Source organism: Pseudomonas sp. S9, assembly GCF_000222125.1.
GTDB classification, from domain to species: domain Bacteria; phylum Pseudomonadota; class Gammaproteobacteria; order Pseudomonadales; family Pseudomonadaceae; genus Aquipseudomonas; species Aquipseudomonas segetis.
This window is the reverse complement of record NZ_AFFX01000003.1, coordinates 466148-487242: the sequence shown is the minus strand read 5'-3', so window position 1 is coordinate 487242 and position 21095 is coordinate 466148. Positions and strand designations below refer to the sequence as shown.

19 protein-coding genes and 1 pseudogene are annotated in these 21095 nt (G+C 56.5%); 8 read left to right on the top strand and 12 right to left on the bottom strand.

All coding sequences use genetic code 11. The features are described 5' to 3' along the window. Positions 1–4 precede the first annotated feature (4 nt). On the top strand, positions 5–796 hold the full coding sequence (locus PSES9_RS0108905) for an SDR family NAD(P)-dependent oxidoreductase (protein WP_010486155.1): 792 nt from the start codon (positions 5–7) through the stop codon (positions 794–796). On the opposite strand, the gene PSES9_RS0108900 is transcribed toward PSES9_RS0108905, so the two are convergent. Further along, entirely contained in the window at positions 793–2277 is a 1485-nt protein-coding gene (locus PSES9_RS0108900) for an AAA family ATPase (protein ID WP_010486154.1), read from the bottom strand. The genes PSES9_RS0108905 and PSES9_RS0108900 overlap by 4 nt on opposite strands. 344 nt (positions 2278–2621) lie before the next feature. On the opposite strand from PSES9_RS0108900, the gene coq7 reads away from it, so the two are divergent. Next, complete coding sequence (gene coq7, locus PSES9_RS0108895; RefSeq protein ID WP_010486153.1) at positions 2622–3272, top strand: 2-polyprenyl-3-methyl-6-methoxy-1,4-benzoquinone monooxygenase; 651 nt, start codon at positions 2622–2624, stop codon at positions 3270–3272. Positions 3273–3385: 113 nt separating this feature from the next. Beyond that, on the top strand, positions 3386–4153 hold the full coding sequence (locus PSES9_RS0108890; protein ID WP_010486152.1) for a carbonic anhydrase: 768 nt from the start codon (positions 3386–3388) through the stop codon (positions 4151–4153). Between the two features lie 51 nt (positions 4154–4204). On the opposite strand, the gene speD is transcribed toward PSES9_RS0108890, so the two are convergent. Both speD and PSES9_RS0108880 read right to left on the bottom strand, forming a co-directional pair. Continuing rightward, positions 4205–4999: an adenosylmethionine decarboxylase gene (gene speD / locus PSES9_RS0108885; RefSeq protein WP_010486151.1), complete on the bottom strand. Its 795-nt coding sequence runs from the start codon at positions 4997–4999 to the stop codon at positions 4205–4207. A 259-nt stretch (positions 5000–5258) separates the two neighbouring features. After that, positions 5259–5690, bottom strand: coding sequence for an OsmC family protein (locus PSES9_RS0108880; protein ID WP_010486150.1), 432 nt, complete (start codon positions 5688–5690; stop codon positions 5259–5261). Positions 5691–5925: 235 nt separating this feature from the next. On the opposite strand from PSES9_RS0108880, the gene crp reads away from it, so the two are divergent. Continuing rightward, positions 5926–6570 carry a cAMP-activated global transcriptional regulator CRP gene (gene crp / locus PSES9_RS0108875; protein ID WP_010486147.1) on the top strand — a complete coding sequence of 215 codons (645 nt, stop codon included), beginning with the start codon at positions 5926–5928 and terminating at the stop codon, positions 6568–6570. Positions 6571–6687: 117 nt separating this feature from the next. Here crp and trpC read toward each other — a convergent pair whose 3' ends face one another. The 6 genes and pseudogenes from trpC to rpe form a co-directional block, all read right to left on the bottom strand. Next, a complete protein-coding gene (trpC, locus tag PSES9_RS0108870) occupies positions 6688–7527 on the bottom strand; it encodes an indole-3-glycerol phosphate synthase TrpC (RefSeq protein ID WP_010486146.1) in 840 nt (279 codons plus the stop codon). Continuing rightward, positions 7524–8573: an anthranilate phosphoribosyltransferase gene (gene trpD / locus PSES9_RS0108865; RefSeq protein ID WP_010486145.1), complete on the bottom strand. Its 1050-nt coding sequence runs from the start codon at positions 8571–8573 to the stop codon at positions 7524–7526. Before trpD ends, trpC begins: the two co-directional genes overlap by 4 nt. Beyond that, positions 8573–9166 carry an aminodeoxychorismate/anthranilate synthase component II gene (locus PSES9_RS0108860; protein ID WP_010486144.1) on the bottom strand — a complete coding sequence of 198 codons (594 nt, stop codon included), beginning with the start codon at positions 9164–9166 and terminating at the stop codon, positions 8573–8575. Before PSES9_RS0108860 ends, trpD begins: the two co-directional genes overlap by 1 nt. Positions 9167–9176: 10 nt before the next feature. Continuing rightward, positions 9177–10652, bottom strand: coding sequence for an anthranilate synthase component I (trpE, locus tag PSES9_RS0108855; RefSeq protein ID WP_010486139.1), 1476 nt, complete (start codon positions 10650–10652; stop codon positions 9177–9179). Between the two features lie 68 nt (positions 10653–10720). Next, positions 10721–11578, bottom strand: a pseudogene (locus PSES9_RS0108845) (phosphoglycolate phosphatase). Beyond that, complete coding sequence (gene rpe / locus PSES9_RS0108840) at positions 11578–12252, bottom strand: ribulose-phosphate 3-epimerase (RefSeq protein ID WP_010486134.1); 675 nt, start codon at positions 12250–12252, stop codon at positions 11578–11580. The pseudogene PSES9_RS0108845 and the gene rpe overlap by 1 nt, the downstream one beginning before the upstream one ends. A gap of 137 nt (positions 12253–12389) precedes the next feature. Here rpe and PSES9_RS0108835 point away from each other — a divergent pair, with 137 nt between their 5' ends. Beyond that, entirely contained in the window at positions 12390–13412 is a 1023-nt protein-coding gene (locus tag PSES9_RS0108835) for a DUF3530 family protein (protein WP_029529449.1), read from the top strand. Positions 13413–13444: 32 nt separating this feature from the next. Here PSES9_RS0108835 and PSES9_RS0108830 read toward each other — a convergent pair whose 3' ends face one another. From PSES9_RS0108830 to PSES9_RS0108820, 3 genes are read right to left on the bottom strand one after another with little or no spacing between them, the layout of a single operon-like run. Further along, positions 13445–14194 (bottom strand): DnaJ domain-containing protein, encoded by a 750-nt coding sequence (locus PSES9_RS0108830; protein ID WP_010486132.1) that lies wholly within the window; start codon positions 14192–14194, stop codon positions 13445–13447. A gap of 1 nt (position 14195) precedes the next feature. Then, on the bottom strand, positions 14196–14867 hold the full coding sequence (gene murU, locus PSES9_RS0108825) for an N-acetylmuramate alpha-1-phosphate uridylyltransferase MurU (RefSeq protein WP_010486128.1): 672 nt from the start codon (positions 14865–14867) through the stop codon (positions 14196–14198). Continuing rightward, the gene (locus PSES9_RS0108820; protein ID WP_010486126.1) at positions 14864–15892 is read right to left on the bottom strand and encodes an aminoglycoside phosphotransferase family protein; all 1029 of its coding nucleotides are present in this window, start codon (positions 15890–15892) and stop codon (positions 14864–14866) included. Before PSES9_RS0108820 ends, murU begins: the two co-directional genes overlap by 4 nt. 125 nt (positions 15893–16017) lie before the next feature. Between PSES9_RS0108820 and PSES9_RS0108815 the strand changes: the two genes are divergently transcribed. The 3 genes from PSES9_RS0108815 to pdxA are packed head-to-tail and all read left to right on the top strand — an operon-like array spanning position 16018 to position 21057. Continuing rightward, positions 16018–18792: an LPS-assembly protein LptD gene (locus tag PSES9_RS0108815; RefSeq protein WP_010486124.1), complete on the top strand. Its 2775-nt coding sequence runs from the start codon at positions 16018–16020 to the stop codon at positions 18790–18792. After that, on the top strand, positions 18773–20065 hold the full coding sequence (locus PSES9_RS0108810) for a peptidylprolyl isomerase (RefSeq protein WP_010486122.1): 1293 nt from the start codon (positions 18773–18775) through the stop codon (positions 20063–20065). The genes PSES9_RS0108815 and PSES9_RS0108810 overlap by 20 nt, the downstream gene beginning before the upstream one ends. Then, entirely contained in the window at positions 20062–21057 is a 996-nt protein-coding gene (gene pdxA / locus PSES9_RS0108805) for a 4-hydroxythreonine-4-phosphate dehydrogenase PdxA (RefSeq protein WP_010486120.1), read from the top strand. Before PSES9_RS0108810 ends, pdxA begins: the two co-directional genes overlap by 4 nt. The last annotated feature ends 38 nt before the right edge of the window (positions 21058–21095 follow it).

Here is a 21095-nt window from a genome sequence, read left to right as displayed (position 1 = left end):
CCTCATGTCTCGATATGCTTTAGTTACCGGCGCCACTAGCGGTATTGGCCTGGCCCTGGCTGAAGCACTGGCCAGGCGCGGGCGTAACCTGCTGTTGGTGGCTCGCCATCGTGAAGCCCTGGAAGCTATTGCAGCAGAGCTTGCTCAACGCTTTTCCGTCGAAGTGTTAATCCGTGCTTGCGACCTTAGCAAACCAATCCAGTTAACGGGGTTGCTGATGGAGCTGGAGGAAGGCACCTACTCCATTGATCTGCTGGTCAACAACGCAGGGCTCGGTACTTCCGGCGCATTCGTCGCCCAGGACTGGCAAAAGGAACAACAACTGATTGAGGTCAACATGCTGGCTTTGGCACGCCTGTGTCATTCAGTTGGCAATGTCATGGCAGGCCAGGGTAACGGCCAGATTCTCAACGTCGCGTCCGTGGCCGCTTTCCAACCGGGTGCATGGATGGCCAACTACTACGCCAGCAAAGCTTATGTGCTGCATTTGTCCGAGGCATTGCGCGAAGAGCTCAAGGAGCATGGTGTGGGCGTATCAGTGCTCTGCCCTGGGCCAACGCGAAGTGCATTTTTTCGCAAAGCAGCGCTGGATGACAGGCGCCTGGCGAGCAGCAAGCTGATGATGAGCGCTGAAGAGGTGGCGCTGGCGACCGTCCGCGCACTGGATAAAAACCGCGCAATAATTATTCCCGGCTGGCGTAACCGTCTGCTGGCATTCTCGCCCAAGCTGGCACCGCGCTGGCTAGTGCGAAAAATCAGCGCGGGAATCAATCGCCGATTTCTCGCTCATCGCTAGTCGCTGGCAGCTACTGTTCGATCTTTCGCCCAAGTGCGCAACGCATCCAGATGCTCTGCCATCACCACTGATAACGGCGAAGTCGTCTGAATCTCGTGCCGCAGTATTGCTATATCCACTGGCTGCTGTCGCGCCTGGGCTGTATACAACGCACTAACCACCACCTGCTCGATTTCCGCACCCGAAAAACCATCAGAGGCATTGGCCAGCAATTTCAAATCGAATTGCTGAGGGTCAAGCTCACGTCGCTTGAGATGGATGCTGAAAATCTCCTCTCGGGTCGCGGCATTGGGTAAATCGACAAAGAACATCTCGTCAAACCGCCCTTTGCGCACCAGTTCAGGCGGCAGGCGCTCGATGACGTTGGCAGTGGCAACCATAAATACCGACGACTTGCGTTCGGCCATCCAGGTTAGAAGTGTGCCGAGCACCCGCTGGCTTACGCCACCGTCATTATCACCGCTGGCCAGGCCTTTTTCGATTTCATCAATCCACAGCACACAGGGCGACATCTGCTCCGCCAACGTCAGCGCTTCACGCAGGTTGCGCTCGGTCTCGCCAAAGAACTTGTTGTACAGGCTGGCAAAATCCAGGCGCAGCAGCGGCAGTCCCCATAACCCGGCAATGGCCTTGGCCGCCAAGCTCTTGCCGCCACCTTGAACACCGACCAACAGCACCCCCTTGGGAATATCCTGCATGGTGGCGTCAACAAACGCGGCCTGACGGTCAGCCAGCCAGCGCTTGAGGTTTTCAAGACCACCGACATCGGCAAACTGCGCTGTTTCATACTCAAAACTGAGGACGCTTTCGAGATCGAGCAGTTGTGATTTGGCCTTGTTCAGCTCAGGCAAGTCATCCTGTGTAATCGCGCCGTCATCACAAATGACCTTGCGCGCCAGGATGCGCGCCTCGGCATGACTCATCCCGCGTAGGTTCTTCACCACTTGCTGCAAGGTGCGGTTGTCGGTGCGTACACGAATATTGCGATTGCGCTCGCTCCAGCGCGCCGCCTCCTCGCGAACGATTGCCAACAACTCATCTTCGCCCGGCAATGCCAGGCTGAAACGCGCGGCGTAGCGCTGAACTTCCGGCGGCAGCTTGCAAGCATGTGAAACCAGCACCAGCGTCGGCTTGTGCAGGTTGTCATCCATGGCAATTTCCTTGAGCAAGCGCACCAGCTTCGGGTTGTCGGGCAAGAACGGGTGCAAGTCGCACATGACATACAGATTGGGTTGCGGATCGGCCTTGATCAAACGCAATGCCGCTTCAGGCTCATGCGAGCCTTCATGGCTCAAAGTACCAGTGGCAAAGCCCAGGTGCTGCAAGCCTTCGGTAACCGACCATGTGTACAGGCCCAGGCTGCGCTTGACCGCCAGACTGGTAAGCGTTTGCAGTACCCGCAGCTCATCCCAGGACTCGATCAGCACCAGCTTTACTTTCGAGTCGAGCACCAGGCCTAGATCATGTATATCGTTTTTCACAGTAACTCTCTGACCTATCCACTGTAATGACCATGACCCCTAGCGCTTTTTTCAACCACGGGCGCCCGCTTCATCATCGACCAATCGGTAGCCACGCGCAGACATCCCGTCGCAGCAGCAACGGATAGTAAAACGCCTGGCAAACTTAATCTTGTAACTGGGCAAGATTTCACTCAAGGAAAGCAGTGAAATTAATAATCCATGATCATCCTCTATCATAAGCAGCGAACACGCCGCTCAGTAGGCTGGTGCGGCAAGTGCTGCCTGCCCGGCTGATCTCGATCAAGCCTTGTTCCAACGATTAGCGTAAACTGTAGGCAATTGTTCTCGCCGGAGGTTATCCCATGGCCAGTGACCGCCAATATTCCCCTGTGGATCCCCTGCTGTTGCAGGCTGATGTCGCGTTACGCACGCTGCTGCCATTCAGTGGCCAGCCAACGCGTCCATCACCCGCTGTTGTACAGCCGGAAACTGAACTTGATCAGCAAGAGGCCAAGCACATTGCCGGGTTGATGCGTATCAACCATACCGGCGAGGTTTGTGCTCAGGCCCTGTATCAAGGCCAGGCCCTGACCGCTAAATTGCCAGAAGTTCGAGCGGCGATGGAGCACTCGGCCGACGAGGAGGTAGATCACCTTGCCTGGTGCGAGCAGCGCATTCACCAGCTTGGCGGGGGGCGGCCAAGTGTTTTCAACCCACTGTTTTATGGGTTGTCGTTCGGCGTTGGCGCCCTCGCCGGCCTGGTCAGTGACAGGGTTAGCCTGGGGTTTGTGGCCGCCACTGAAGACCAGGTGGTCAAGCATCTGGATGAGCACTTGGTACAGGTGCCAGAGCATGACGAAAAGACCCGGGCTATTCTTGAGCAAATGCGTGAAGACGAAAGCCATCACGCCAACACTGCGCTCGAAGCCGGCGGTATCAAGTTCCCAAGACCGGTAAAGTTCGGCATGACCCTGCTGTCGAAGGTGATGACCAAAAGCGCGTATCGCATCTGAGGCCAGGCTTATTCAAGCCTGGCTTGTAAAAAGCTGATACCAGCAGGACCTAGTCGGGTAGGAAACTCGGCTGGGCGCCAGCCGCAGGCCTGGAAAACACAAGGAATGTGCTTATGTTGATTAAACCAACTCGCCTAAAACTAATTGCCGGAGTGCTCGCCGCTTTACCTTTCTACAGCGTTGCAAGCGAATGGAGCTATTCCGGACACAACGCCCCGGATCATTGGGCCATGCTCGATACCAACGGCGGCTATGCAACCTGCGCCAAAGGCACTCACCAATCACCTATTGATATACCCAGCGCCAGCGCAACCCATATCAATGCGGCATCGGCCAGCCTTAGTTTCAACTATCAGCGCAGCCCGCTGGATGTGGTCAACAATGGGCACTCGATTCAGACCAACGTACAGGGTGACAACAGCCTTGTGCTTCAAGGCAAGACTTACCAGTTGCTGCAGTTTCACTTTCACTCCCCAAGCGAACACCTGTACAACGGCAAACACTTTCCCATGGAAATGCATTGGGTCAACCAGGCAGCGGATGGTTCGTTATTAGTGGTTGCCGCGATGATTAAGAGTGGAGAGAGCAACACCGAGCTCGAGCACATCTGGAGCAAAATGCTGCCGCAGAAAAAGGGAGCTCAGGTGCAGATCGGCCAAGCGCAAGCACCTGACCTGAGCAAGATCCTGCCCAGCACCAGCAAACACTTTTTCTACCAGGGATCACTGACCACACCGCCCTGCACCGAAGGCGTGCAATGGGTGTTGCTCGAACAACCATTGCAGCTGTCAGAAGGCCAGATCAGCGCATTCCGGCATATTTTTGCCGACAATCACCGCCCAGCAGCAGCGATCAATCAGCGCGAAATTGATGAAGACTAAAGCAGCATTATAAAAGAGCCCGCATTAGCGGGCTCTTTCTCAGCAGGGCAGCTACTTGGGCATATTGCGCGCGTAGAAGATCTCCAGCATCTCGTGACGCAAGCGCGCCTCGACCTGCTGACGTTGCTCTGGCGTCAGGCTACGGGTGGCATCACCGAACAGGTAATCATCCAGGTCGTAGTTCTTGAGTAACATCTTGGTGTGGAAGAGGTTTTCCTGATAAACGTTAACGTCAGTCATTTGATAGGCGTCTTGCGTGTCATCAGACAGGTAATTCTGAATCGAATTGATTTCATGATCGATAAAGTGCTTCTTGCCTTCGACGTCGCGAGTAAAGCCTCGCACGCGGTAGTCGACCGTCACGATATCCGAATCAAATTGATGAATCAGGTAATTCAGCGCCTTGAGCGGTGAAATCACGCCGCAAGTCGATACGTCGATATCAACCCGGAAAGTGGCAATACCGTCTACCGGATGGATTTCCGGATAGGTATGTACGGTGATGTGGCTTTTGTCCAGATGCGCAAGGATGGTCTCAGGCAACGGGCCTGGTGACTCCTCTATCTGGCTTTCGGTCGGCTCAACCGGCTGCTCGGAAATCAGGATGGTTACGCTGGCGCCTTGCGGCTCGTAATCCTGGCGGGCAATGTTGAGGATGTTGGCACCGATAATGTCAACAACATCAGTGAGAATCTGCGTCAGGCGCTCAGCATCGTACTCTTCGTCGATGTACTGAACATACGCCTGTTGGTCCTCAGGCGTTTCCGCGTAGCAGATGTCATAGATGTTGAAGCTCAAGGTCTTGGTCAGGTTGTTGAACCCATGGAGCTTGAGTCTGCTTTTCACCGTTTTAAAACTCTCTATAGAAAGCGGCAAGGCCGCGTGGTCGAGCATGCCCGTCAACCGCGAAGTTCTCGGTTGCGTAGGACGGTTAACACCTCTTCGCTTTGGCGATTTTGGTTATGTGTACGAAGCGCATAGCGCCCCTAAAAAGGGGCGCCATTATGCAGATGCAAAGCAGCGCCCGCCAGAGTGTGAACGCTGCAAATGATAAAAGGATGTCAGCAGCAGGCTAAAACATCAGGTGAAGATGCCTGAACGCAGCTTATTGGGCCTGGCCGAGCTCGACAATCTCGTAGTCGTGGGTAATCTCAACCCCTCCGCGAGCCAGCATGATTGATGCAGAGCAGTACTTCTCGGCCGACAACGCGACGGCCCGCTTGACCTGCGCCTCTTTCAAGCCGCGCCCCTTGACCACGAAATGCAGATGGATCTTGGTGAACACCTTGGGCTCTTCGCCCGCACGCTCGGCTTCAAGGAACGCCTCGCAGCTTTCAACCGCCTGACGTGATTTCTTGAGGATGCTCACCACATCAAAGTTGCTGCAGCCGCCAAGGCCAATCAGCACCATTTCCATGGGGCGCACACCCAGGTTACGTCCACCGCTTTCAGGGGGGCCATCCATAACCACGGCGTGACCGCTACCAGACTCACCAATAAACAGGGCTTCGCCAGCCCATTGAATGCGCGCTTTCATTACCAAGCCTCCGCTGATCAAAAGGCCAGCAGCTTATCACAGCCCTCTAAACACCCGGCTATAGCTGTACTTTGGTAAAAGTTCAACTCAATGTTGTTAGCTGGGTCGCAAAATGAGCCCGTGTAAGATAGTGTTGGTTAAGCTGACGCCACTTTACTGGCACACTAGCTCACATAACTAATAAGAAAACGCCTGCTGAACAAGGCACACATCTTTTATATTTCGGGACTCGGGCATGGTCGCAATAACCCTTACACCTAAAATAAAGAACCTCGACAAGCTTCTTGCACATTGTCATCGCCGTCGTTACACGGCTAAAAGCACCATCATCTATGCGGGTGACCGCTGCGAAACGCTGTTCTTCATTGTTAAAGGCTCGGTGACGATCCTGATTGAAGATGACGACGGCCGTGAGATGATCATCGCGTACCTCAACTCGGGCGATTTTTTCGGCGAGCTGGGCCTGTTTGATAAAGAAGGCGCCGACAAAGAGCGCAGCGCCTGGGTCCGCGCAAAAACCGAGTGTGAAGTCGCCGAACTAAGCTACACCAAGTTCCGTGAACTGACGGAACAGGACCCGGACATCCTCTATGCGCTGGGCAGCCAGATGGCTGAGCGTCTGCGCAACACCACGCGCAAAGTGGGCGACCTGGCATTCCTTGATGTAACCGGGCGTGTGGCCCGTACCCTGCTTGATTTGTGCAAGCAGCCTGATGCGATGACTCATCCTGATGGCATGCAGATCAAGATTACTCGCCAGGAAATCGGCCGGATCGTCGGCTGCTCCCGTGAAATGGTCGGTCGTGTACTTAAAGCCCTTGAAGAACAGGGCCTGGTCCATGTCAAAGGCAAAACCATGGTTGTTTTCGGCACGCGCTGATAGCGCTACAGTGCCAGAAGCTGCAAAAAAAACCGCTACCCAGGAAAGACTGAAGTAGCGTTTTTTTCTTACCTCCACGGCCATGGCCGGCGATAGCTAGATGCTTGGCATCAGGCCTCAATCAACATCAAGATTGCTACTGATCAAGCGCTTGCGTTCCGGGAAAAACAGGCGCTCGAGCTCAGCCCCTGGCTTTTCTGCACGCATAAAGATTTCGCCAACCAGAAATGCATAGACCTCGTTGATTTCCATCAACTCGACATCAGCACGATTGAGGATACCGCTCTCGGTCACAACCAGGCGCTCACGTGGAATTCTTGGCAATAACTCAAGGGTCGTCTCAAGGTTGACCTCAAAGGTGTGCAGGTCGCGATTGTTGATACCGATAAGCGGGGTGTCCAGCGTCTGCAATGCACGGTCCAATTCCTGGCTGTCTTGCACCTCGACCAAAACATCAAGATCGAATGACTTGGCTGGCGCCGCCAGCTCTGCCATTTGCCCATCGTCCAGCGCAGAGACAATGAGCAATACACAATCGGCGCCCAAAGCACGGGCTTCGACAATCTGGTAGGGATCGATCATGAAATCCTTGCGGATCACCGGCAGCGTACATGCATTGCGCGCCAACTGTAGAAAATGATCCGCGCCCTGGAAAAAATCGATATCGGTGAGCACTGACAAGCAGGTTGCGCCGCCATCCTGGTAACACTTGGCTATTGCTGCCGGATCAAAGTCCTCACGGATCACGCCTTTGCTTGGCGAGGCTTTTTTGATCTCGGCAATCACCGCCGATTTCTTAGCTGCAGCCTGTTCAATCAGGGCCTGAGCAAAGCCCCGTGGCGCATCCGCAGCTCGCGCTTCACGCTCCAACTCACCAAGGCTGGTAATACGGCTGCGTGCAGCAACCTCTTCGACTTTACGCGCAAGAATCTTTTCCAGAACTGTTGGCACGCTCACCCTTCGCTCTCCTGTTTGAATACTGCAGTGAATGATGCCAGCTCTTCCATTTTTTCGCGCGCAAGACCAGTACATAAAGCATCGTGGGCCAACTGCACACCTTCTTTGAGGGTGCTTGCCAGATCAGCGGCATACAGCGCCGCACCGGCATTGAGCGCGATCAGGTCCGCGGCCTTTTCACCAGCCTCGGTTTTTCGCTTGCCCAAGGCATCGCGAATCAACTCCAGCGATGCCTCTGGACTATCAACCGTGAGCCCAACCAGGCTCTGGCTCTTCAGCCCCAGGTCTTCAGGAAGCACTTGGTACTCGCTGACTTCTCCATCTTTAAGCTCAGCAATATGGGTCGCTGCCGCAAGACTGAACTCATCCAGCCCATCACGCGAATGCACCACCAGAACATGCTTGCTGCCAAGACGCTTGAGCACCTCGGCCAGCGGTCTGCACAAGGCCTGGCTGAACACGCCAACGACCTGATGCTTAACACCTGCCGGGTTGGTCAAGGGCCCGAGCATATTGAACAGGGTACGCAACCCCAGCTCTCGGCGAGGCCCAGCGGCATACTTCATTGCCTTGTGATGAACCTGGGCGAACATAAAGCCGACGCCGACACTATCAATGCAGCGCGCCACCTGCTCCGTTGTCAGGTTCAGGTAGATGCCACAAGCCTCGAGCAAATCGGCACTGCCGCTTTTGCCCGAAACAGCACGATTACCATGCTTGGCAACCTTGCCGCCCGCCGCCGCTACAACAAAGCTTGCGGCTGTTGAAACATTGAAGATATTCGCGCCATCCCCACCTGTCCCGACCACATCAACGACATGATCCAGGCTAGGCAATACCACGTGGCTGGCCAGTTCACGCATCACTGAAACGGCACCGACGATTTCGTCGATTGTCTCACTCTTCATGCGCATGCCCATCAAGAACGCGCCGATCTGTGCCTCAGTGCACTGGCCAGTCATGATTTCACGCATGACGTCCTGCATTTCCTCGGTGCTCAGGTCGAGCTGGCTGACGATCCGGTTAAGGGCTTGCTTGATATCCATCAGCGAACGCCTCCTTGCTGTTTGAGGAAATTGGCAAACAACTCATGGCCTTGTTCAGTGAGAATAGACTCAGGATGGAATTGCACGCCTTCGATATTCAGGGTCTTGTGGCGCAGGCCCATGATTTCATCGACCGCCCCTTCTTCTGTCTGGGTCCAGGCGGTCAACTCAAGGCAATCGGGCAGGGTCTCACGCTTGACCACCAATGAGTGATAACGGGTCACGGTCAGCGGGTTGTTGAGCCCGGCGAAGACACCTTTATCCAGGTGATAAACCGGGCTGGTCTTGCCGTGCATGACCTGGCGCGCACGCACCACATCGCCACCAAAGGCCTGGCCGATGCTCTGGTGACCCAGGCACACGCCAAGCAAGGGCAGCTTGCCAGCGAAGTGCTTGATCACCTCAAGCGACACGCCCGCCTCATTTGGCGTACAGGGCCCTGGAGACACGACGATCCGATCAGGCCCGAGCGCCTCGATTTCAGCGATAGTCAATTCATCATTGCGTATGACTTTAACCTCTTCACCCAACTCACCGAGGTACTGCACCACGTTGTAGGTAAAGGAGTCATAATTGTCGATCATCAGTAACATGGCAGGCTCCTCAGTGAGATTGTTCGGCTAGGGCAACAGCGCGGAACATGGCTCGGCGCTTTTTCAGCGTTTCTTCCCACTCGAGCTCAGGGACAGAATCAGCAACAATCCCGCCACCCGCCTGCACATGCAACTCACCGTTCTTGATGACTGCCGTGCGAATGGCAATGGCGGTGTCCATATTGCCATTCCAGGCCATGTAGCCCACTGCGCCGCCGTACACGCCACGCTTGACCGGCTCAAGCTGGTCAATGATTTCCATGGCGCGGATTTTCGGTGCGCCGGACAAGGTACCCGCAGGCAGAATGGCACGCAGCGCGTCCATCGCCGTCAGCCCCGGTTTCAGCTGGCCGGTAACATTGGACACAATATGCATGACGTTGGAGTAGCGCTCGATAACCATTTTCTCGGTCAGCTTGACACTGCCGGTGCTGGCCACACGCCCCACGTCATTGCGCCCAAGGTCAATCAACATCAGGTGCTCGGCAATTTCCTTGGCATCGGACAACAGGTCGACTTCCAGCGCATGGTCGGCCTCTTCATTGGCCCCGCGCGGCCGCGTGCCCGCGATGGGGCGAACGGTGATGAGATTATCCTCAACCCGCACCAGCACTTCCGGCGAACTGCCAACGACGTGGAAATCGCCGAAGTTGAAGAAATACATATAAGGCGTTGGATTGATGCAACGAAGCGCCCGGTACAGATCAATCGGCGCAGCCTTGAAATCAATCGACATACGCTGCGATGGCACGACTTGCATGCAATCGCCCGCCAGAATGTATTCCTTGATGGTATCAACCGCGCGTTCGTAGTCTTGGCGACTGAAGCTTGAGCGGAACGCTGGCTCCGCGCCCACCGGTGCATTCAGGTCGACACCAAGGCGAGGTTCGATGGGCTGGCGCAACTTGTGCAGAATATCCTGCAAATGCGCTTGAGCCTGTTCAAAACCATCTTCCAGGGCCGGGTCGGCCAGGACAATCGCATGCATCTTGCCCGCTAGGTTGTCGAAGACCACCACCGCATCCGAGACCATCAACAGAATATCCGGATTACCCAGCGGATCGGGGTTTGGGCAGACAGCCAGGCGCTTTTCAACATAGCGCACGCTGTCGTAGCCAAAGTAACCGACCAGACCACCATTGAAACGTGGCAAGCCCGGCAAGGTCGGAACTTTGTAGCGCTCTTTGAATTGCTCGACAAACGCCAGCGGATCTTCACATTCGTGGCGCTCGGTCTCGACGCCATCAATGCTGACAATGACGGTATGCTCATAGGCGCGCAGCACTGTGCGTGCCGGAAAGCCAATAATCGAGTAACGCCCCCATTTCTCACCGCCCTGCACCGATTCGAGCAAATAGGTGTTGGCCTGATCGGCCAGCTTCAAGTAGATCGACAGCGGGGTGTCGAAGTCAGCAATGGTTTCGTGGGCAACAGGGATACGGTTATAGCCAGACGCGGCTAAACGCAGGAATTCTTCGCGGATCATGATCTGCCTCGTGGTTTGAGGGTGAAACGGTCGTGTGCAAACGCGCCGGCTAACCGGCCAAGATCAATTCAGAGGCGCCAGCGCCAACGGGCCAGGGCCTTGATGATTTTCATTCCGGCTCGTTCAAGCCAGAGTTTGAAGGTAACCACCACGGGAAAATCTCTTGGGCGTGGATTAAAGTCAGGCAACACTAGCGCAGCCGCCGGGTCTAATCAACCCAGCGATGCGACGGAGTCAAAGGAAATCAGTGCTTTGAGTTCACGTAAATCATCCAGCACACAAGCGGGACGCTCCTCGCTGATGGGCCGACCATGGTTATAACCATAACTCAAAGCCACACATGGCACTTGAGCAGCCTTGGCTGCTAGCACGTCATTGCGTGAATCGCCCACGAACAGCGCCTGGTTTGCACCTACCTGGGCCAGGTGCATGACATGCATCAGTGCAGCGGGGTCTGGCTTTTGCTGGGGCAAGGTATCGCCCCCGATAATCCAACGAAAATAGCCGCCCAAGTCTTTCTCATCGAGTAACGGCGCCACAAACCGCTCTGGCTTGTTGGTCAACACTGCCATCACCACGCCTTGCGCCTGCAGCCAATCGAGGGTTTCGACCACGCCAGGGTAAACCTGCGTCAATTGGTGGTTATCGGCGTAGGCCTGCATGAACAGCTCAAGCGCAGACTCTGCCTGCGCCTCATCGACATCCTCATGGGCCATGCCACCGGCCAGGGCGCGACGCACCAGGACTCGTGCACCATTACCAATCCATAGCCGCACATTTTCAATACCGGCCGGCATACGGCCTAGCGCAACAAGGGTTTTATCAAGGGCTGCCGCCAAATCCGGGGCCGAATCAATCAGGGTGCCATCAAGGTCAAACATCACCAGTTTCGGCAGTTTGCCTTCAAGCACCGCGCTCAACGGCATCAGGCTTGCACCCGCGCCAGCTCGGCACGCATGGCATCGATCACCGTGCGGTAATCAGGCTGGTTGAAGATCGCCGACCCGGCAACAAAGGTATCCGCGCCCGCTTGAGCGATCTCGGCTATGTTGCCGACATTGAACCCGCCATCGATTTCCAGGCGAATCTCACGACCACTGGCATCGATCAGCGCCCGCGCCTCGCGCAGCTTGTCCAGGGTGCCCGGGATAAACTTCTGCCCGCCAAAGCCTGGGTTAACGCTCATCAACAGGATCATGTCGACCTTGTCCATGACATGTTTGAGCACGCTGAGCGGGGTCGCCGGGTTGAACACCAGACCTGCCTTGCAGCCGCCGTCGCGGATCAACTGCAAGGAACGGTCGATGTGCTCGGATGCTTCGGGATGGAAGGTGATATAGCTGGCACCCGCCTCAATGAAGTCGCCAATAATGCGATCAACCGGTTTGACCATCAGGTGCGCATCAATTGGCGCGGTAATCCCGTACTTACGCAGCGCGGAGCAAACCATCGGGCCGATAGTCAGGTTGGGCACATAGTGGTTGTCCATGACATCAAAGTGGACAATGTCGGCGCCCGCAGCGAGTACGTTATCCACTTCCTCGCCCAATCGGGCAAAGTCGGCAGACAGGATTGACGGGGCGATGGCAAAGGGCTGCATGGCTAACCTCAGAAAAACACAGGGATTGCGCGCATTGTAGCAGCCCACACTAAGGTTTTGCCGTGCCGATGACGGCTTACAACTTGATGCCGAAAACGCTAGGCTGGATCACTCAGGCAGTTGGGAGCCTCTATTTTATGTTGTTGCGCGCAATCGCTATCGTTTTAAGTCTACTGCTCGGCCCCTTGGCGCTTGCTGAAACCGAGCCGCCCACCCCGACAAAGACGCCAGAAAAGCCTGTCGAACGCCCGGCCCTTGGCGAGCGTAGCCAGGCCGAAACAGCAGCACTGGAGAGGCAGCTTGCGGCCAACGAACAGCAACAACTCAAAACCCAGGCCAACGAAACCTTTCTCGCCCTTTGGCGCCCTGGAAACAGTGCGCCTGCCAAAGGAGCGGTGATTCTGGTACCGGGTGAAGATGAAAGCGCCGACTGGCCGATTGGCATTGGCCCGCTACGACGCAAACTTCCGGATACCGGCTGGAGCAGCTTGAGCCTTACACTTCCCGATGCCGAATCCAAGCAACCGCCTGAGGGCACTGATACAGCTGCGCCAAGCGATGCCACGCCCTCGATTGAAACTGCAGCGCCCGAACAGCCCAACGAAGCATCGGCAGAGCCGCAGGAAACACCTGCCGAGGCAACATCCGACCCCGCCGAAAAGGCCCAAGAATCAAACACAAGCCCAACGGACGGAGACACCAGCAATGAAGCGCAACCAGACTACGCCACGCGGGTACTCGCACGCATTGCCGAAGGCATCAGCTTTGCGCAGCAACAGGGCGCCACTAGTGTCGTGCTGGCCGGCCAGGGCACTGGAGCCTACTGGGCTGCACGCTACCTCGCCGAACAGCAGCCACCCTTCGTAAACAACCTGCTGATGATTGCGCCGCATGCGCCCGCAGACCTCGACCCGGGCTTTGACACCGTTCTCAGCAAACTTGAACTTGCAACTGGCGACTTCTACTACAGAGACCAACTCGCCGAACGTAACGCCGCAAAACAACGCCTGGATGCGGCCAAAAGACAAAAACGCACGGCCTACATTCAGATCGCAATGAATTCGCTGCCGGGTAATCGGGATGTTGAGCAAGAGCAGCTGTTTAGACGCATCAAAGGTTGGTTGAGCCTGCACTTGCAAAGCAGTCCTGCCACACAATAGCCAGGCATCTAGCCGCGCTGCTGGCGACCAACTCAAAACCCACGGCGTTGGCGAACCAGGTTGTAGGCCTGATGCAACTCCCGGGTTTTATCCGTGGCTGCACGCACCTGCTCCACGCCTGCACCGTTGCCTTGCAGCTTGTCCGGATGATGGCGACTCAGCAACCGGCGATATGCCCGCTTGATTTCCGCTGGCGTGCTGTCTGCCGCGACGCCAAGCAAGCGCAACGCTTGCTGGTAACCCGATTGCACGGGCATGGATGGCTGGGTCCCGGCGCCCGCCCGAAGCGCTTCGTTGGCATTCACCGACAACCCGAGCCAGGTCCCCCACAGCAAGATCAATTCACGTTCAGACCGGCTTACCGGCCCAGCCGCACTGACCATGCGCCAGCAGGCACTTAACAGCGACTTGGCATTGTGCGCCTGCCGGCGCAGAGGGGCGCGTAGATTATCGCGTCCGGTTTTCCCTCTGGAAAACGCCTCAATCGCACGTCGCTGAGCCGACTCATCGAGCCTCATGCGCTGCATTTCAACCCGAACCTGATCAATATGCTGTTGGCGCACCCGTCCGTCGCACTTGGCCAGGCGCCCAAGCATGATGAACAGTAGATCATCATCCTTTGGCTGCTCCGGGCCACCGACACGTTCGCGCAGTTGCGCCCAGCTTGCCAGCCGCAGGCGCCGGTCAACAACCTGGCCCAGCAAGGCCCCCAGCAAACCGCCTGGAATGCTGGCAATGGCAAACCCCGCAACAGCGCCCAACACCGTGCTCGGCCAAATCACTTCAGTGCTCCCGTGCCAACAACTGCTCCACATCCGCCAAGCGCTCGTGGGTGCCGACATCTATCCAGTGCCCTCTGAAATGCTCGCCACTGATCAAGCCCCGTCCCATTGCCTCGCGCAACAGTGGTGCAAGCTTAAATGCACCAGGCTCACAGCCTGCGAACAGTTTGGGGGACAACAACGCAATACCGCTATAGGTCAAACAGTGCTGATCATCCGCCCCGTCCCGTACCATGCCCTGCTGCAGGCTAAAGTCGCCCTGGGTATGATGCGCAGGATTATCGACCAGCACCAAATGCGCCAGGCCACTCAGTGGTTGTCGTAGATTTGCGAAGCTGTAATCAGTGAACACATCACCATTAACGACCAGGAACGGCTCATCCCCCAATAATGGCAAGGCTTTAAAAATGCCGCCACCGGTCTCCAACGGCTCGCCCTCCGCCGAGTAACAGATGCTCACACCAAAACGACTGCCGTCACCCAGGTAGTCCTCGATCTGCTGTCCCAGCCAGGCGTGGTTGATCACCAACTCGGTGAAGCCCGCACTTGCCAGGGCATTGATGTGGTACTCAATCAAGGGCACGCCAGCAGCACGCACCAAGGGTTTAGGCGTATGCAATGTCAGCGGGCGCATGCGCTCGCCCTTGCCTGCGGCCAAGATCATTGCCTTCATTGCACCACCGCCTCAGTTGCTTGCGGCAAGCTGCCAAATAAGCGCCCCAGTTCGGCCAGTTCAGGGCGACGCTGGATAACTGCATTGATATAGGCAAAAAATCTCGGCACATCGGCCAAGTACTTGGGCTTGCCATCACGATGACAAATACGCGCAAAGATACCGATCACCTTCAAGTGCCGCTGCACGCCCATCAGGTCACTGGCTCGCAAGAAATCCTCCAGATCGGCCTGAACGGGAATCCCCAGTGCCTGCGCCTGCCGCCAATAGCGTTCAAGCCACTGCCGAACCTGAGGTTCGGGCCAACTGACAAAGGCATCCTTGAACAGGCAGGTCACGTCATAGGTGACTGGACCATAGACCGCATCCTGAAAGTCAAGCACACCCGGATTAGGCTCACTAATCATTAGATTGCGCGGCATAAAGTCGCGGTGAACCAAGACTTTGGGTTGAGCCAGGGCACTGTCGATCAGCAAACGGCTCATCTTGTCCCATGCATCTCGTTGCTCGGCATTGAACTCAACCTGCAAGTGATGCTTGACGTACCACTCTGGAAAAAGCTCCAGCTCACGACGCAACAAGGCCACGTCATAGCTTGGCAATTCGGTATCCATAGGCAATTGCTGCAGCGCAAGCAGGGCCTGCAGGGCATCGGCAAATAATGGGTCTGCATTCTCAGGCGTAATGACATCCAGATAGGTTTGGGTGCCCAGGTCGTTCAACAGCAGAAAGCCTTGCTCGACATCTTCAGCCAAAATCAATGGCACATTCAGATTTGCACGCTGGAGCAAGGCGGCAATTTTCACAAACGGCCGGCAATCCTCATTCGGTGGCGGTGCATCCATCACAATCAATGTGCGATTTTCGCCCTGCCAGCGAAAATAACGACGAAAGCTCGCATCACTGCTTGCAGAGGTCAGCGTGGCGGCCGGAAACGCCCCCCAGCCTTGCTTTGCAAACACATTGGGCAGTTTTTGATCGAGCCATTTTTCCAGCAGTTCCAGGCGTATATCTTCTTTATGCATTACAAGGGTCTCCGACGGCCCTAGCCGTTGCGCGGGTCATGCTTTATTATCCAGCATCTTTTAAAGCCCATCGAGAGGCGTGCGGCCTCTGGGTCATTAGCGCGCAGGAAGCCCGGAAAAATAAGATGGCAGTAAAATACCCCGCTATTCGTAAAAAATTCCCACTTCTGGTGACTAGTGGCCTATTGGCCTTACAACCTGTTGCCAGTCAATTCGCCGTGGCAGCCGAACAGTATGACTGTTCGGCTTCTGCATCCGGCGGCTGGGCCTGTACCCCCAAAACGGCTGATGCCGCAGTACCTGCGCGCCCGATTCACGATGAATCCAGCCTCAGTGCTCCCGCTACTTCAGATACCCGAAACGGCGGCAAAGTTGCAGCAGCGGCTGTCGGCACCAAGCTTGTCACTGAAAGTGAAGGCAAGGGTCTGACCTCTCGCAGCGCAGATTACAGCCATTTGGACTGGGTGCCTCGTGAAAAGTTGTCCGAAGCGCAGCTCGCGGAGACAGCCCCGTACTGTTCGGGCGCCTACGTCGAGCCTGAGCGCCCGGGCATGAACGACGATACGCCGCTCAATCAAGCGCCAATGTTCGTCTCGGCCAAAGCCTCGCGCTACCAGCAGGAAGAGCAGATTGCCACGCTGGCCGGCGATGTCGTGATCCGCCAGGCAAGCATGCAAGTCGAGGCCGATGAGGCCAACCTGCGGCAAGCTGAAAACATCGGTGAGCTGAACGGCAACGTGCGACTGCGCGACAAGGGCGCCCTGGTTGTCGGCGATCACGCCGAACTGCAACTGGACAACGGCGAAGCCAAGATCGACAACGCCGAATATGTCATGCACCGCGGCCATATCCGCGGTAACGCGCTTTACGCCAAACGGAAAGAAACCGCGATTATTCGCCTCAAAGACGGTACCTACACCAGCTGCGAACCTGGCAGCAATGCCTGGCACCTCAAAGGTAATAACATCACGCTGAACCCAGCCACCGGCTTCGGTACTGCGACCAACGTAACGCTGCGGGTCAAAGACTTCCCGGTGTTCTACACGCCGTACATTTATTTCCCAATCGATGACCGTCGCCAGTCCGGCTTCCTGCCGCCAACCATTGGCAGCTCGAGCGACAACGGCTTCGAGCTGGAAACACCTTATTACTTCAACCTGGCCCCCAACTACGACGCCACCCTGTACCCGACGTACATGAGTGACCGTGGCCTGTTGATGGAAGGTGAAGGTCGTTACCTGACCAAGAGCAGCGAAGGCCAGATTGGCGCCGCCTACCTCAATGATGAAAACGACGACCGCAAGCTGCAGTCCGACTACAGTGACACCCGCTGGATGTACAGCGGGCGGCACAAGGGCGGCCTCAATAGCCGCCTGCTCGCTGAGGTCGACTACACCGACATCAGCGATCCCTACTATTTCCAGGATCTCAATACCGACCTGGGCATCGATACGCCAGACTTCGTCAACCAGCGCGGCACCCTGACCTATCGCGGCGACAGCTATACCGCCCGCCTCAATGCCCATGCCTATGAGCTGGCGACCATCAGCGACATCACCCCGTATAACCGTCTGCCGCAAATCACCCTGGACGGCAAACTGCCATTCCAGCCGGGTGGCGTTCAGTTTGGCTACGGCACCGAGCTGGTTCGCTTTGATCGTGACCTGCGCCATGGCAACTACATCGACGAGGATGGCAACCCAGAGCGCCGCCTCGACGAGAACGTCAGAGGCCTGGCCCGCGCCAACGGTGACCGCCTGCACCTTGAACCATCGGTAAGCTTGCCGCTGGACTGGAGCTGGGGCTATATCAAGCCTCAGGCTAAATACCTGTACACCAACTACGACCTGGACCTGGACAGCCAGGGCAAGTCGACACTGCTCGCCGAACAGAAGTATGACAGCACGCAAAACCGTGGCGTTGGCATGCTCAGCGTCGACAGTGGCCTGTACTTTGACCGCAACACCCAGCTGTTCGGCACCAACTACAGGCAGACCCTTGAGCCGCGCCTGTACTATCTCTATGTGCCGGAAGAAGACCAAACTGATATCCCAATTTTCGATACCAGTGAGAGCACCTTCAACTACAACTCTCTGTTCCGCGAAAACCGTTTCTCCGGTAAAGATCGCATTGGTGACGAGAACAAGCTATCGCTGGGCGTGACCAACCGCTGGATCGAAGAAAATGGCTTCGAGCGTCAGCGTTTCAGCATCGGCCAGGCCTTCTATTTTGCTGACCGCAAAGTGCAGCTCGCTGGCATCGACTACAAAACCCGTGACGACGCCCAGGCATCGGTTTCGCCTTACGCGCTGCAGTACCTGTATCGCTTCAACCGCGACTGGCGCTTCAGCTCGGATTTCAACTGGGACCCGGACAGCCACACAACTCGCTCCGGCAGCGCAATGTTCCACTACCAGCCTGAAGATAACCCGAACAAGGTTATCAACGCCGGCTACCGCTATCGCAACGACACCGTGCGTTACGACCAGAGCACCGGTAACTGGGTTGTTGGCGGCGGTGACTACGGCACGCCAGGCAGCCCCAACTACATCGAAGACTATTACAAGATCAGCCAGCACGACTTCTCGGTTATCTGGCCAATTGTCCCGCAGTGGAGCGTTATTTCGCGCTGGCAGTACGATTACAGCCGCAACCGTACCCTCGAGGCCTTTGGTGGCTTTGAATACGACAGCTGCTGTTGGAAACTGCGTTTAATAAATCGTTACTGGATCGACAATGACGAAGTGAGCCAGAACCCATCGTTTAACGATGAGCCCGATCGCGGCATCTTCTTGCAGATCGTACTCAAAGGCCTGGGCGGCGTGACTGGCAATAAAACTGAATCTTTCCTCGACCAAGGCATTCAAGGTTATCGTGAACGTGAAGACAAAGCTTTCTGATTACGTGCGCCCCCTGTTATTGGGCGCGATGTTGATAGGTAGTGCGGTACAGGCTGAAGTACAACCTCTGGACCGTGTAGCGGCCATCGTTGATAACGACGTAATCATGCAAAGCCAACTGAACGGTCGCATGAAAGAGGTTCAGCAGACCATCGCCAAGCGTGGGTCGACCTTGCCGCCGGAGCATGTACTCCAGCAGCAGGTACTGGAACGTCTGATTATCGAGGACATTCAGCTGCAGATTGGCGAACGCTCGGGCATCCGCATCACCGACGAGGAGCTCAACCAGGCCATCGGCACCATTGCCCAGCGCAATGGCATGACTGTTGACCAGTTCCGCGCCGCGCTGAACCGGGATGGCTTGTCGTTTGACGAGGCACGTGATCAGGTTCGCCGTGAAATGATCATCAGCCGTGTGCGCCAGCGCCGAGTTGCCGATCGCATCCAGGTTAGCGACCAGGAAGTCCAGAACTTCCTCAACTCAGACTTGGGCAAGATGCAACTGTCCGAAGAGTTTCGCCTGGCCAACATCCTGGTACCGGTGCAGGAAGGTGCAGCGCCTGAACAGGTTCAAGCTGCCGAACGGCAAGCCCGGGACCTTTACCAGCAATTGCAGCAAGGCGCTGATTTCGCCCAGCTGGCAATTGCGCGCTCGTCCAGCGAAACAGCCCTGGAAGGTGGCGAAATGGGCTGGCGCAAGGCCGGCCAGTTACCGCCGCCCTTCGACAGCATGCTGAGCAAAATGAGCGTAGGCGATGTGACTGAACCTGTGCGCACACCTGGTGGCTTTATCATCATCAAGCTCCAGGAAAAGCGTGGTGGTGGCGCTCAGGTGCGTGACGAGGTCAGTGTTCGCCATATCCTGATCAAGCCAAATGCCATCCGTAGCGACGCCGAGAGCCAGCGCCTGGCCGAACGTCTCTACGAGCGGATCAAAGCCGGCGAAGATTTTGCCGAACTGGCAAAAAACTACTCCGAAGACCCAGGCTCGGCGCTCAACGGCGGCAAGCTTGACTGGATCGATCCATCTGCACTGGTTCCCGAGTTCCGCGAAGTGATGGACTCGACCCCGAGCGGTGAAGTATCCAAGCCATTCAAGTCGCGTTATGGCTGGCACGTCCTTGAAGTCATGGGCCGCCGCGCCACTGACAGCAGCGAGCAATATCGCAAGCAGCAGGCTCAGACCATCCTGCGCAACCGTAAGTACGACGAAGAACTGCAAGCCTGGCTGCGGCAGATCCGCGACGAGGCTTACGTAGAAATCAAGCAGTGAAAACGCAACGTTTTGCACTGACGCCAGGTGAGCCGGCAGGCATAGGTCCCGACCTATGCCTGCTGCTTGCCCAGCATGCACAACCACACCCGCTCATAGTTATTGCCAGTCACGCCCTGCTTGCAGAGCGTGCAGCCTTGCTTGGCTTGAAAGTCAGTTTGATCAACACAACTCCTGACGCCTGGCCAGATCAGCCCGCTCCGGCAGGCAGCCTGTATGTCTGGGATACACCACTTGCCGCCCCGGTAATAGCGGGCCAGCTAAATGCAGCTAACGCGGATTATGTGCTGCAAACGCTGACCCGCGCAGGACAGGGCTGTCTTGATGGCCACTTTGCCGGGATGATTACCGCCCCCGTTCACAAGGGCGTGATCAACGAATCCGGCATTGCCTTCTCCGGCCACACCGAATTTCTGGCCGAGCTAACGCACACCGAACAGGTGGTCATGATGCTCGCGACCCGCGGCCTGCGAGTCCCCTTGGTACCCACCCCCCTGCCGCTTAAAGATGTGGCGGCGGCAATCACAGCCGAACGCCTGAGCCGAGTTACCCGCATCCTCTACAACGACCTGCGCAGTAAATTCGGCCTTGCCAATCCGCGCATCCTGGTATGCGGCCTGAACCCCCACGCAGGCGAAGGCGGTCACCTGGGACGAGAAGAGGTAGAGGTCATCGAACCTGCCCTTGAGCGCCTGCGCGCCGAAGGCATAAATCTTGTTGGCCCGCTCCCGGCCGATACATTGTTCACTCCAAAACACCTCGACCATTGCGATGCGGTGCTTGCGATGTATCATGACCAGGGCTTGCCAGTGCTCAAATTCAAAGGGTTCGGCGCAGCGGTGAATATAACCCTGGGCCTGCCGATTATCCGCACTTCGGTCGACCACGGTACCGCACTCGACTTGGCAGGCAGTGGCAAGATCGACAGCGGCAGCATGGACGTCGCCCTGCAAACAGCCTACGAGATGGCCGCCAGCCAATCAGGCAACTAAGCGTCGATGACGGGCCACGCCAGGGTGCCGACTCCCTG

Bases quoted from the DNA above. Each gene is read 5' to 3' on its own strand.
- PSES9_RS0108905 (WP_010486155.1), top strand. From the start codon at position 5: ATGTCTCGATATGCTTTAGTTACCGGCGCCACTAGCGGTATTGGCCTG.
- coq7 (WP_010486153.1), top strand. From the start codon at position 2,622: ATGGCCAGTGACCGCCAATATTCCCCTGTGGATCCCCTGCTGTTGCAG.
- PSES9_RS0108890 (WP_010486152.1), top strand. From the start codon at position 3,386: ATGTTGATTAAACCAACTCGCCTAAAACTAATTGCCGGAGTGCTCGCC.
- PSES9_RS0108880 (WP_010486150.1), bottom strand. From the start codon at position 5,690: ATGAAAGCGCGCATTCAATGGGCTGGCGAAGCCCTGTTTATTGGTGAG.
- crp (WP_010486147.1), top strand. From the start codon at position 5,926: ATGGTCGCAATAACCCTTACACCTAAAATAAAGAACCTCGACAAGCTT.
- trpD (WP_010486145.1), bottom strand. From the start codon at position 8,573: ATGGATATCAAGCAAGCCCTTAACCGGATCGTCAGCCAGCTCGACCTG.
- PSES9_RS0108860 (WP_010486144.1), bottom strand. From the start codon at position 9,166: ATGTTACTGATGATCGACAATTATGACTCCTTTACCTACAACGTGGTG.
- trpE (WP_010486139.1), bottom strand. From the start codon at position 10,652: ATGATCCGCGAAGAATTCCTGCGTTTAGCCGCGTCTGGCTATAACCGT.
- rpe (WP_010486134.1), bottom strand. From the start codon at position 12,252: ATGCAGCCCTTTGCCATCGCCCCGTCAATCCTGTCTGCCGACTTTGCC.
- PSES9_RS0108835 (WP_029529449.1), top strand. From the start codon at position 12,390: ATGTTGTTGCGCGCAATCGCTATCGTTTTAAGTCTACTGCTCGGCCCC.
- murU (WP_010486128.1), bottom strand. From the start codon at position 14,867: ATGAAGGCAATGATCTTGGCCGCAGGCAAGGGCGAGCGCATGCGCCCG.
- PSES9_RS0108820 (WP_010486126.1), bottom strand. From the start codon at position 15,892: ATGCATAAAGAAGATATACGCCTGGAACTGCTGGAAAAATGGCTCGAT.
- PSES9_RS0108815 (WP_010486124.1), top strand. From the start codon at position 16,018: ATGGCAGTAAAATACCCCGCTATTCGTAAAAAATTCCCACTTCTGGTG.